A 13387-nucleotide genomic window follows, 5' to 3' on the forward strand; every position below is an offset into this window, starting at 1 on the left:
ACCATATGTTGTTAAATGTAAATATAGAAGTGATATTAAACTTTATGTAATTCTACGTCATGAGACACTTAAATTGACTTGGTATACTTTTTACATTAATTTGTATCTATAACTCATAACCGAATATAAAGGAGCAAGGCGATGACTTTTCACGATAAATCAGCAATTCAAGTAACAAATATCACCTTAAACATTAAAAATTTACAAACGATGTTGAATTTTTATTCACATATTTTAGGACTTAAAGTGGTATCAACAAATGATACTTCTGCAGTTTTGCAAGTAGGTTTGAGCGGCCATACAATTACGTTATGTGAAATACCAGAGGGACGTCAGCCTACTTTAAGTGAAGCAGGACTATTTCACGTAGCATTTCTACTGCCCGACCGCAAAGACTTAGCTAATTTCTTATTTCATATTTCGCAATCAAACATTCCGGTTGGTGGTGGAGATCATCTAGTAAGTGAAGCTTTATACCTTAATGATCCAGAAGGTAATGGCATTGAAGTTTATTATGACAGACCTAAGTCTGTATGGTTGTGGGAAAATGATAAAGTGAAAATGGATACGTTACAAGTAGATACGAATGATTTACTTAATCAAAGAACAAAGATGGGCTGGGATGAAATGCCAAATAATGCGAAGATTGGACATTTGCATTTGAAAACATCCGACTTAACCATCGCTCAATATTTTTACATTGAGCAACTAGGTCTCCAGCATATTTCTAACTTCCCGCAAGCTCTATTTATGTCATCTAAATATTATCATCACCATATTGCAGTAAATACTTGGCAATCACGCTTACCTAGAGTTGAAAATGATACAAGCTATGGATTAGCCCATATCGATATTTATAAACCAAGTATCGATACTGAAGAAACTTTTTTTATAGATGGTTTAAGTATTAGATTACACAATAATATGTCATTAATTGCTGATAAAACTTAAAAACATTGACATCACACGCCATCAGTATAATAATCCAACTCACTTTTAAAGTTCATAAAACAAAGAAAACGTCAATTTCTGTAATGACAACAGAAATTGACGTTTATAATTCAATACATTGTATGAATGAATTGGCTTTCTTTTTTATGAATTTTAAATATTTGAGTCCTCGTAACGCTTATTATTCAACCCACTCTACTACATGTGATTGAGGTTGACGTACTTTTTCTTTTGCTGCGTTTTCTCTATAACCAAATGCAACCATTACAGATGGTGCAAAATGCGTTTCATCCATCAAACCTTCATCACTTAAAAATTGCGTAACAGCATCTAAATCAAATCCTTCCATAGGGCAAGAATCAATATTTAATAATGCTGCACTCGTCATCATATTACCTAGTGCAATATATGTTTGTTTTTTAGCCCACTCCAACAATGTCTGCGCACTATCATTAATATGGAAAATTGTTTGGAAATTATCAAATTTTTCTTCTGTAGCAGGTATACTGTCTTCGCTATATTGTTTAATGTCTCGAATCATATGTTGTACAAATGGTGATTTAGAAGTTACGTTTTTTCGCGCTAATAAAATTACAAAGTGGCTTGCTGTCTCTAACTGCCCTTTTGCACCCCAACTTATTTCTTTTAACTTATTTCTAATTTCAGAATTTTGTACTACGATAAATTTCCACGGTTCTAATCCTAGAGAACTTGGAGACAATCTACCCGCTTCTAAGATTGTGTTAAATTCACTTTCACTTATCTTTTTATCTGAATCAAACCTTTTTGTTGCATGTCTAAAATTAAACGCATTTATAATTGTCTGTTGCATATCATTCATTTCTTGTTTGCCTTCCTTTCCATTTGTAGCTTATATTTTTTAGTATAAAATAGGTTGTTAGACGGATGAAAGTAATATGTTTAAGCGTAATACTGCCAAAATTTTAAATATTAATTTTTCATTTTAGTACTTTATCTTCAATAATTGATAAAACACCTTGTTTATCATTTGACGGTGCTACATACTTTGCAATTTCGAATAAGGTTTCATCTTCACAATTTTCCATTACATAACTATGTGTTGCTAATTGCAGCATATCTAAATCATTATTTGCATCTCCAAAAGCCATGAGTTCATCTTCCGTTAGTCCCCATTTTTTTAATAATCTTGCTAACGCATTGCCTTTGGTCATACCAGGTAGAATGATATCGATACTATCTCGACCACTCGATACAAGTGATAAATCTTGTGAAAAGCGATTTGACAAATCTTCATCCAGTGTTGGATGTGTTGTTCTATCTATATTTAAGGCTATTTTTACATATGCATCTTCTGGTAAATTTTGCAAAGATGCTATTTCTTTTAATTGTCGATAATAAAAATGTGCATCTTTTTTAAATGATTGTGCATTATTCTTTAATATGTAAGCACTTTTTACGCCACAAACAATTATTTCATTGATACCACGCGTGATGTTTAAGTAATTAACAATATTATGGAAAACATCTTTTTCAAATGCTTGATAATCATACAACGTATTGTCTTCATAAATAACCGCACCGTTTTCCGCAACAAAAAACATAGCTTTATCTCCAAAAATAGATTTTAATTTTGCATATTGATTACCACTTGCTGCTATAAATTTAATATTTTCATTTTTTAATTGTTGAAAGATACGATTAAACCTTTCTTGATCATATTGTTTTTTTGAATTCAAAAATGTACCATCCATATCTACTGCGATTGCTTTTATCATACTTTTCATCCCCTCGAATACTCTGCTTATATCTGTAATTCATTATATCCATAATTTTCGAGGAATTAAAATGAATCACATATTTTATGTTGTAAATAACATGGTTTTCAAGGATTAAAAAAAGAGGCAGAATAGAAAGCATATACACAATATGCTTCATTCTACCTGCCTTTAATAGCTTATTCATTTTCTCAAAAATATTTTGAGATAAACAGAAGTAAATCGTTTTATAACTATTCAACGCATCATTTATTATACCTAACTACATAAAGCTTTAGACTTCTTGATCGTCTTCTTTCATACGGACTATAGAGACATAATTAGATTTTTCTTTAATATCATAGATGGTTAAACCAGTAATGTCTTTTTGTTTGCCTGGCACAATAATACTTATGATATAAGAGAAAACAAAGGCTACTATAAACGAAATAATTGATACATAAAATGGTGAATTGCCGCCACCCATACCATTAAAGATATAAGCAAAAATAATTCCAAAAATTAATCCCATCAGCACACCGAATGTATTCGTACGCCGTGTGAATATACCAACCGCAAACACACCAGCCAATGGCACACTCACTAATCCAGTAATTAACAAGAAAAGATCCCAAAGATCATTAGAATCTGCTGCAATTAGATATATAGACATGCCGAATCCAAATAAACCTGAAAGAATAATCATCCATCTCGCAAATCCTACTTCGCTTTTTTCATTTTTCTTGCCGAAGAATCTGTGGTTAATATCAACAGAAATACAAGCTGAAATTGAATTTAAAATTGAAGAAATGGTTGATTGTGCCGCTGCAAATATGGCCGCTATCAATAATCCAGCAACAAATGGTGGCATTTCAGTAAGTATAAAGTATGGTACTACAGATGAAGTATTAAAATCTTTAGGCAATGCACTTTCATGACTATAAAATGAGTACACCATTGTTCCCATACCATAGAATAAGGGCGCTGATATTAAAGCTAATAACCCATTGGTCCATAAAGACTTTTTAGTTTCTGATATAGAATCTGATGCTTGATAACGTTGTACCACATCTTGACTTGCTGTGTATTGATGCAAGTTATTAAAAATGTTTCCTAAAAATATGATGGGAATTGCTGCTGCGGCAGTATTAAATTTCCAGTTATCAGCACTAATGATTTTATTATGTTCCAGTGCATCACTGACAACGGTGCTCATTCCCCCTTGAATGTGGACGACACCTAAAATAATAATTGCTGCTGCCCCACCTAATAGAATGACACCTTGAATGAAATCACTCCATACTACACCTTCGAAACCTCCAAGAAATGTATAAAGAATACATAATATACCAACCAAACTTGCCACAACATACGGGTTCATATCTGACACAGATGTAATCGCTAACGTAGGTAAATAAATGACAATAGCTACTCTTCCAATATGGAATAATACAAATAGTAATGAACCAATAACACGAATACTAGGTCCAAAACGTGCCTCTAAATATTCATACGCAGACGTCACTTTTAATTTTTTAAAAAATGGTACATAAAAAGTAAATAAGTAAAGGAATAATTGCTACAATCGCAATATTACCTGCAATATATGACCAGTCTGTTAAAAATGCTTTTTCTGGCGTAGACATAAAAGTAATCGCACTCAAAGTTGTTGCATAGATAGAGAAACCTACTGCCCATGAAGGTAAACGACCACTAGCCGTAAAGAAACTATCTGTACTTTGGCTTGCGCGTTTGGTAAAATATGCTCCGACTAAAAGCATAACTAAAAGGTAAATAACTACTGCTACCCAGTTCCATGTACCAAAACCAACTTGTTCCATTTAATTCATCCCCTTATACGGTAACCTACAAATCGTATTTGTTAATTAATGTTTCTAATTTAGCTCTGTTATTTTCATTGAATGGTTTAAATGGGCGTTTCGGTAAACCTCCGTCAATACCACGTGTCGCTAAAATTTCTTTTAATGTAGAATAAATGCCCATAGACAACACATTTTCAATTATGTTGTTAGTATCATGCTGAATTTGATATGCTTCATCAATTTGACCGCTTTTAGCTTTTTCAAAAATTTGTCTTGCGCGTCTACCATTCACGTTATAAGTAGATCCAATTGCACCATCCACACCAGAAATAGCTGCTTGCACTAACATTTCATCAAAACCTGAAAGTATTAATTTATCTGGATACGCTTTTCGAATACGTTCTAATAGGAAAAAGTTAGGAGTTGTATATTTTACGCCAACCACTTTTTTATGGTTAAATAATTCACCAAATTGTTCTATAGAAATGTTAACGCCAGTTAAGTCTGGAATTGCATAAATAATTAAATTATTTTGTGTCGCTTCAATTAATTCAAAATAGTAATCTTTGATTTCTTCAAATGAAAATGGATAATAGAACGGTGTAACTGCTGAAATCGCATCATATCCTAATTCAGTTGCATATTTACCTAACTCTATTGCTTCGTTTAAATCTAACGACCCAACTTGAGCAATCAATTTTACATTTTCATTAACCGCCTCTTTCGCAACTTTAAAAACTTGTTTCTTTTGTTCTTTATTTAATAAGAAGTTTTCACCTGAACTGCCGTTAACATAAAGTCCATCTAAGCCTTCAGTTTCAATGGCATTTTGAGCAATTTGCGCCAATCCTTTCTCTTTAACCTGACCATCTTCATCAAATGGTACTAATAATGCTGCATATAAACCTTTTAAATTCTCTTCCATCGTATAACCCTCCATCTATATATTTAAGTTATTATTCAAAATCATTTATATAACTGTATAATGCTTTAAAAAATATCTTTTATTTATTCTATTTACAGTTCAAATTGTAAACGCTATCATAGAGTGTGGCAATAGAATTTTGAAAAAATACATCATTTTGAAACAATATAAGCGAAAATTTTTTTCAATATCGATTTTCTTTTAAAAATTAAGGAGGATTTGTATATGCATCCATATAAGATTGCTATTGATATTGGAGGTACAGAAATTAAAGCAGCTGTAGTTGATCAATCATTAAATTTTATAGAATATATCAAAACACCTACCCCTAACAACATAGATACATTTATTAAGGATAAAATTTATAACATTGTAATGACGTTTCAAAAATCTTATCAAATATCCCCACTTTATGTCGGCATTTCTAGCGCAGGCGTTATAGACGAACGCCGTGGCATAGTTGAATACGCTGGTCCAACCATACCCAATTACGTAAATACTGACTTCAAGTGTTTGCTTAAACCAATAAATGCTCAGATGAACGTATTTAACGATGTCAATGCAGCTTTGTTAGGGGAATTGGTTTTCCATGATTACAGCGCACAAAATATTTTTTGCTTAACACTAGGTACAGGAATTGGGGGCGCTTTTTATAATAAATATTCCCAACTATACAACGGGGAACGAAATCGTGCTAATGAAATTGGTTATTTACTTTTTGATAGACAAACAAACAAAACATTTGAACAACGTGCCTCAACAACTGCCTTAAAAACACTCATGTTAGAAAAAGGATTTATTTATCAAGACAATGTACCAAAATTATTTGAACTCGCAGATCAACAAGATAATCTTGCATTATCTATACTCAATCAATGGAGTGATTCAATCGCAGAAGGTATCGCTCAAATACAGATTATTTATGATCCCGGTTTAATTCTGATCGGTGGCGGTGTTTCTTCACAAGGACAAAATTTATTAAAATACATCGTACCTAAAGTCGAACATTACTTACCTGAGCAATACGGTCATGCTCATATACAAACATCGCGTACACAGAATCATGCTGCACTTTATGGCGCAGTCTCTAAATTTTAAAACAGCTATTGACGACGTTATGCTGTTATAGCCATGAAAATTACGTCCTTTATGTACCAAAATCATCAAAAATCCTACTATCAAAGAAATATTGATATTAAGCCAATTTTTCGTTTATGCAGGTATTTACTGTTGCACACGAAGAAAGCGGTCATAAATAAACACAATTAAGCGAGCACAGCACTTACTTGTTTCTTCATACTTTGAAATATATCCACCATATTAATGTCCATGGACTACAAAAGCGCCAAATTCTATATAATCTCAATAGAATTTGGCGCTTTTGTTTTAATCAAGGATACTTATATGCCTAACGAACCTCGTAACATTTATTTACGTGTTTACGTTCACAATGACTCTATTCATTTAACACTACTTTTTTCGTATGTTGATATACATTATGCATATATGTATCATCTAATAATAAGTAACTGACAATATCTATTAAAAACAATGTTGCTATTTGAGTATTAATAAATTGTGTGTCTTTATTTCTAGATTGATCAGTTGTTATGAGCACTAAATCTGCACACTCAGTAATTGGACTTCCTTCATAATTCGTTATAACTACGACATAAGCCCCACGTTCATGTGCTACTTTGGCTGCAGCTATAAGCTCTGTAGTTTCACCACTATTTGAAATCGCTACAAATGTATCTGATGCTGATAACAAAGAAGCAAATATTTTCATTTGATGAGCATCTGTAGACACATTCCCTTTCAAACCCATTCTCATCATACGATAGTAAAATTCTGTAGCTGATAATCCAGAACTACCAAGACCTGCATAAATGATTTGTCTACTTCGAATAATTTGGTTAACAAAGCTTTGAATTTTTTCATCAGAAATAAATTCTCCTGTTTGCTGAATAATATTTTGATGATATTTATGAATACGTTGAATTAAAGGACTATTTTCTATTACTCTTTCCGACATTTCTTGCTGTAAATTAAACTTCAAATCCTGAAAGTTCTCATAATCTAATTTATTACTAAATCTTGTAATCGTTGCAGGCGAAGTACCAATCGCATATGCTAATGAATTAATTGTTGAAAATGTGTCGTCAAAGTCATTGTTTTGAATATACGCTACGATTTGTTTATCTGTTTTAGTAAATAAATGATGATAACGTTGCACGCGATTTTCAAATTTCATATTATCTATCCTCCCATCCCAATCATAGCTATAGTATAAATGAAAATGTTTTTCATAACAATGAAATATATTGATTATTATTTTCTTGGTGTTATATTAAAAATATGAATCTATTAGATAGTAAAGTATTTTATTAAATCTACTAAAGTTACGGAGTGTATTATTATGTTACCACAAGGATTAATTGTCTCATGTCAAGCCTTGGAAAATGAGCCGTTACATTCATCTTTTATCATGTCAAAAATGGCTTTAGCTGCATATGAAGGTGGTGCTGTTGGCATTAGAGCAAACTCTAAAGAAAACATTATAGCGATAAAACAAGAGGTGAATTTACCTATCATCGGTATTGTCAAAAGAGACTATGCAAATTCTGATGTTTTTATCACCGCAACACGTAAAGAAGTCGATGAATTACTAGAAAGCAAATGTGAAGTTATTGCCTTGGATGCTACAAAGCAGGAGCGTCCTGAAGAATCATTACAAGAACTTGTTTCTTATATACGTCAGCAAGCACCAAATATAGAAATTATGGCTGATATCTCTACACTTGAAGAAGCACAATATGCTGATAAATTAGGTTTTGATTACATAGGAACGACCCTTCGAGGCTATACTGCTTATACTAAAGGACATATTTTGTATGAAGATAACTTCAAATTTTTAAAAGATGTGATTTCACATGTTCATGCAAAAGTTATAGCTGAAGGAAATGTCATCACACCTGAAATGTTTAAACAAGTTACAGCCTTAAATGTTCATTGTACAGTCGTCGGAGGTGCGATTACACGCCCTAAAGAAATCACCAAAAGATTTATTCAAGCAATTGAAAATTAACATTTAAAAAAGCCCGTATTCAAACCCATGTTTTTACTTGGTAATGAATACGGACTTTTTATATGATTTTTTATTTAACGGTGCATGTTATAGTGCTTCGGCAATAAATATTTTTCTATCTTCCCACTCACCTGTTTGTTCATTGTAATTATCACATGTAATTAATGTTAGTTGCTTCTTATTCGATGCTTGTTCGTCCAACACTTCAACTTCATCTGGTTTCACATCATAAATTTTAGTAATCTGATACGTTCTTCGCTCATCTCCAACTTTAAAATAAACTTTGCTTCCCTTTTTCGTTTCAGGTAACCTAGAAAATTGATAATCCGAATGACCCGTTAATGTATGACCTGCAATTGCGATATTTTGATCCTCTAATGATTCGTTTGATTCCACAAAACTTACGCCTCTATCTAATTGTTTCGGCGTGGCCGGGCCAGGATAAACAGGTGTTTTAATATCTGCATCAGGAATTGATAAATAACCTGCCATCTTTGTCTTATCTTTAGGTATTTCTACTTTCTTTTTTTCAGAAGTTTTAGATTGTTGGTCATAATGTTCTATTTTATTTTCATTGTCTTTTTGAGTAAAATAATTATCAATCTTTGGTTTCATAAATAAATAAATTGCTATTATAATGAGTGCCACACCAATTAATGTGACAAGTCTACTTCCCCATTTTTTCATGTCACGCATGCTCCTTTGTCTAAATCAAACGATTCATTATAAGTATAGCACAACTCATTATCTAACAAAGCATATTTTTTTGCATCAATCCTTTTATAGTTTTAAAAATTAATAATGTGGTAGATACTAAAGTATTCAATATATATAAAGGATGTGTTTGTATGTCAGTATTTTCTAATGATGAGCGTGTAAAGATATTGTCTGACATTGTTGAAATTCAATCTGTGAACGAAAAAGAACTTGATGTCGCACATTATTTACAAGATTTATTTAATAAATACGGAATTCAAACCAAAATCGAAAAACTGGAAGGCGAAAACACAAGAGCTAACTTAGTTGCAGAAATTGGTAACGGAAAACCTGTGGTTGGTATTTCAGGGCATATGGACGTTGTCACTACAGGTGATGAAAATTTATGGAATTATGACCCATTTAAGCTTACAGAGGATAATCAAGGAAGATTACACGGACGTGGCTCTGCAGATATGAAATCAGGACTAGCCGCTTTAGCAATTAGTTTAATAGAAATTAAAGAAGCAGGTACATTAAATCAAGGTACTATCAGATTTATGGCGACTGCAGGAGAAGAAGTAACGAGTGACGGCGCTGCATTATTACATGAAAAAGGCTATATGGATGACGTCGAAGCCCTATTAATCGCAGAGCCTTCACAAGATGGCATTGTTTATACACATAAAGGTACCATGGATATTCAAGTGATATCCAAAGGTAAATCTTCACACAGCTCAATGCCTGAATTAGGTTATAATGCGATTAATCCATTGGTCGATTTTATTCATTATTTAAATAAAGCGTATAATAAAGTTGATATTAAAAGTGAGTTGCTCGGTACGCCAACAATGAATTCAACAATCATATCCGGTGGCGACCAAGTCAATTCTATACCAGCCTATGCTGAGTCACTGTTTAACATGCGTACCATACCAGATTATGATAATAATAAATTTGAGGCGTTATTTAACAGTATAAAAGATCAAGTTAACCAAGAAAGTAACGCTGATATAACTGTTAACCCTTATGTAAACCGCGATCCTGTATATACTAAGGGAGATAATACATTCTTAAAATTAGCTAAATCTTTAGGTGATTCCTATTTTGATAGAAATCTGGATGTGACTTCTTCTACTGCAACTACAGATGCATCATATTTAATGAAAGATAAAGATGAAAGTTTCTCATTTGTAATGTATGGCCCAGGTGAGACTGGACAAGCACATCAAGTTGATGAATATGTTTATAAAGATGCTTATCTAACTTTTATAGATTTATATAGCCAGTTATTACCACAATATTTAAATACGGCTAAATAAAATCACTAAGCACGTGATATAACACGCTTACAATCACTAAACAAAGCTTAATACAGAAACTGCGTACTCTATAAATGGCTAATCCATACGAAGTGGATTAGCCATTTTGTATTTAACATTTTCAATTTTACCATCATATATTTGACTAGAGTAAATTGTATAAACATTCAAAACTAACATCCATTTTTTTCATTCAAATTACTATGATGATTTTTCACTTTTAATGACTGTAAATACTCTCTGGACAATCTTAAATGTTTATTTATTCATCTCTAACCAATTAATTAATTCATTTAAATTATTAACTGTTATTGTAGGATTTTGTCCATTATAATCAAAATGTCCATTTTGTCTATTCACCCAAGCTGTATCAAAACCGAAATTGGTTGCTCCTGTTACGTCCCAAGAATTAGAAGAAACAAATAATATCTCTTCTCTTTTCAGATGATGATATTTCAAAATCAATGCATAACTTGCAGGGCTGGGTTTATATTGTTTAATTTCATTAACGCTCATAACTGTATTAATATTTTCCCCTAACTCAGAATTATCAATCAATGGTCTAAGCATGTTATCATTTCCATTAGATAGTATACCAACATCCATATCCATATTATTAAGTTGCGCGAGTATTTTAGGTACTTCGTAAAAATACTCTAAATTTAAAAAAGCATCAAACAACCTGTTTATATCTTCACGATCATATTGTATTTTGTGTTCATCCATTGTATAACGTAAAGCTTCTTTCGTTAACTCATCAAAGGAAATATATCTTTGCATAATTTGTTTTAAAAACATGTGATTTAATTGCGTTTTTCTCCACAGCTTTGAAATTGATGTTGCTTGTTCATCATCAAATTGCGTCATACCTTTTTTTAAAGAGGACATGTCAAAAAGTGTTCCATAAACATCAAAAATAATTGCTTTATACATTTTAAACCTCCTATTCAAAACACGCATTTACTTATTCTTTATCACATTTCAACAAAGTCAAACAGTTTATTATCATTTTTATTTTTATGTAAATTGATAAGGACAATTGAAAAGATATTCACTCTATCGTTTATTAATTTTTTGTAAATTTCTTTAAATATAGCTTTATTATACTACAAATCGGTTATAGAACAGTAAGAAGGGAGCTGGTTGTTATGAGAAGGATGTTTCTATTAGATTTACTAAACCTCTTTTTTATCGCCGTAGGTTACATGTTGATGATTACTTTGATTTTACTTTCTTTTGACTTCTTACAAATAAAAACAACCGGTTCAGTATTTTTAGAATCATTAAGTTCAGTTACTATTTTCCAATTTTTCAGCAATCCTATTTTTAACGGATTATTCACTTTATTTTTAATTGTATCTTCCCTAATATTTCTGTACAAAGCATTTGAACTTTATCAAAAAAATAAGTAATTATCATTGCTCTTCAATTAATTCAAAGCTTAATTTTATATCACTACAAATAAGCACCTATTTTTTATTTATAACGCATATCATTTATTTTAATTTTTTTAATTTTATATTGTAACAATACATTTTAAGATATATAATATTCTAAGAGAATGTTTCGTGCTATATCTCTAGGCTTTTATTGCCATCTATCATCATAGTTATATTCCATTCCCAGAATTAAACTTTATGCACCCATTAACACTAATGGTATCGCACTGCATTCTCAACAAATGTGCTAAAGTTGCTCATTTGAAAAGAGATCTAAAATCACTTTCAGGCAGTGATTTTAGATCTTCTTATAATACTATTACTTTAATTACCCATTAGGATAAACCATAACTTTTAATGATCCGCTTTTATTGGTTCTTGCTCTTTCCATTGCCTCTTGTGCATCTTCCAAATCATATGAATCGGTAAACATTGTATTTAAATTAGCTGCAGTTGAAGATAACATCTCAAGGCCCATTGGATAAGTATTGGCATATCTAAAGATACCTACAACATTAATTTCATGGTTAGCGATAAAAGGTATATTTAACTCAATATTTTCTTGTTGTGGCAAGCCAACTATTGCTAAAGTTCCGCCATTGTTCAAGACCGCTAGTGCATTTTGTAAGGCTGTTGGATTACCTGCAGTTTCAAAAGCATAATCTACACCGTTATGATTTGTTATTTCATTGATACGGGTAATAACATCTTCTTCTTTAATATTTATAACATGTGTTGCACCAAGTTCTAATGCCTCATCCAATCTTATTTGTTCAAGATCTGACACTATAATTCTTGTAGCACCAAAAGCTTTTGCTGCTACAACAGCCATCAAACCAACTGGGCCCATACCCATTATTACTACTGTGGAACCTGGCTGAACTTTTGCACGTTTACATGCTTGTACGCCAACTGAAAATGGTTCATTTAATGTTGCTTCTTCATATGATAGTGCATCAGGAATATGGAATAAAAATCCCTCAGGATGACTTATATATTGACTAAATGCACCATCAATAGGAGGCGTAGCTAAAAACTTAACATCAGGACATAAGTTATATTTACCAGCCTTACAGTATTCGCACTCTCCACAGGGAACTCCAGGTTCAATGGCAACTCTATCCCCGGGTTTAAAATGTGTTACTTTTGAGCCGATATCAGCAACGATTCCTGAACATTCATGTCCTAAAATCAATGGTTTTTCAACAACAAATTCCCCTACACGACCGTGTTCATAATAATGAACATCCGATCCACAAACACCTACCGCCATCACTTTTACTAAAACATCTGTAGGTCCTAATTTAGGAACGTCTACTTCTTTAAGTTCCATCTCAAATGGTTTATTTAATATTGAAATGTTCATAGTTTCTGGAATATTATTATTCATTTTAATTTCCTCCTAAT

At 32.0% G+C, this 13387-nt stretch carries 11 protein-coding genes and 1 pseudogene; 4 read left to right on the plus strand and 8 right to left on the minus strand.

The genetic code is table 11. The features are described 5' to 3' along the window. The first annotated feature begins 141 nt into the window (after window positions 1–141). Window positions 142–951, plus strand: coding sequence for a VOC family protein (locus CD032_RS08135; protein WP_040029772.1), 810 nt, complete (start codon window positions 142–144; stop codon window positions 949–951). Window positions 952–1132: 181 nt separating this feature from the next. On the opposite strand, the gene CD032_RS08140 is transcribed toward CD032_RS08135, so the two are convergent. The 4 genes and pseudogenes from CD032_RS08140 to CD032_RS08155 all read right to left on the minus strand — a co-directional run bounded on the left by CD032_RS08140 (window position 1133) and on the right by CD032_RS08155 (window position 5435). Next, on the minus strand, window positions 1133–1792 hold the full coding sequence (locus tag CD032_RS08140; RefSeq protein ID WP_019470053.1) for an NAD(P)H-dependent oxidoreductase: 660 nt from the start codon (window positions 1790–1792) through the stop codon (window positions 1133–1135). Between the two features lie 118 nt (window positions 1793–1910). After that, on the minus strand, window positions 1911–2708 hold the full coding sequence (locus CD032_RS08145) for a Cof-type HAD-IIB family hydrolase (RefSeq protein ID WP_019470052.1): 798 nt from the start codon (window positions 2706–2708) through the stop codon (window positions 1911–1913). Between the two features lie 274 nt (window positions 2709–2982). Beyond that, a pseudogene (locus CD032_RS08150) lies at window positions 2983–4528 on the minus strand (sodium:solute symporter family protein). Between the two features lie 25 nt (window positions 4529–4553). Next, entirely contained in the window at window positions 4554–5435 is an 882-nt protein-coding gene (locus tag CD032_RS08155) for an N-acetylneuraminate lyase (protein WP_019470051.1), read from the minus strand. Between the two features lie 225 nt (window positions 5436–5660). Between CD032_RS08155 and CD032_RS08160 the strand changes: the two genes are divergently transcribed. Further along, window positions 5661–6533 carry an ROK family protein gene (locus tag CD032_RS08160; RefSeq protein ID WP_019470050.1) on the plus strand — a complete coding sequence of 291 codons (873 nt, stop codon included), beginning with the start codon at window positions 5661–5663 and terminating at the stop codon, window positions 6531–6533. 358 nt (window positions 6534–6891) lie between these two features. Here the strand turns inward: CD032_RS08160 and CD032_RS08165 are convergent, their stop codons facing one another. Then, window positions 6892–7689, minus strand: a complete 798-nt coding sequence (locus CD032_RS08165; protein WP_019470049.1) for a MurR/RpiR family transcriptional regulator — start codon at window positions 7687–7689, stop codon at window positions 6892–6894. Between the two features lie 165 nt (window positions 7690–7854). Here CD032_RS08165 and CD032_RS08170 point away from each other — a divergent pair, with 165 nt between their 5' ends. Beyond that, the gene (locus CD032_RS08170; RefSeq protein WP_103211367.1) at window positions 7855–8523 is read left to right on the plus strand and encodes an N-acetylmannosamine-6-phosphate 2-epimerase; all 669 of its coding nucleotides are present in this window, start codon (window positions 7855–7857) and stop codon (window positions 8521–8523) included. Between the two features lie 87 nt (window positions 8524–8610). Here CD032_RS08170 and srtA read toward each other — a convergent pair whose 3' ends face one another. Next, complete coding sequence (gene srtA / locus CD032_RS08175) at window positions 8611–9210, minus strand: class A sortase SrtA (RefSeq protein WP_019470047.1); 600 nt, start codon at window positions 9208–9210, stop codon at window positions 8611–8613. A 161-nt stretch (window positions 9211–9371) separates the two neighbouring features. On the opposite strand from srtA, the gene CD032_RS08180 reads away from it, so the two are divergent. Then, complete coding sequence (locus tag CD032_RS08180; RefSeq protein ID WP_040029770.1) at window positions 9372–10541, plus strand: ArgE/DapE family deacylase; 1170 nt, start codon at window positions 9372–9374, stop codon at window positions 10539–10541. Window positions 10542–10799: 258 nt separating this feature from the next. Here the strand turns inward: CD032_RS08180 and CD032_RS08185 are convergent, their stop codons facing one another. Together CD032_RS08185 and CD032_RS08195 are read right to left on the minus strand one after the other, a co-directional pair. Continuing rightward, window positions 10800–11474 carry a haloacid dehalogenase type II gene (locus CD032_RS08185; protein ID WP_019470045.1) on the minus strand — a complete coding sequence of 225 codons (675 nt, stop codon included), beginning with the start codon at window positions 11472–11474 and terminating at the stop codon, window positions 10800–10802. Window positions 11475–12308: 834 nt separating this feature from the next. Next, window positions 12309–13370, minus strand: coding sequence for an NAD(P)-dependent alcohol dehydrogenase (locus tag CD032_RS08195; RefSeq protein WP_019470043.1), 1062 nt, complete (start codon window positions 13368–13370; stop codon window positions 12309–12311). Window positions 13371–13387 lie beyond the last annotated feature (17 nt).

It is taken from the genome of Staphylococcus cohnii subsp. cohnii, assembly GCF_002902365.1.
Lineage (GTDB): Bacteria > Bacillota > Bacilli > Staphylococcales > Staphylococcaceae > Staphylococcus > Staphylococcus cohnii.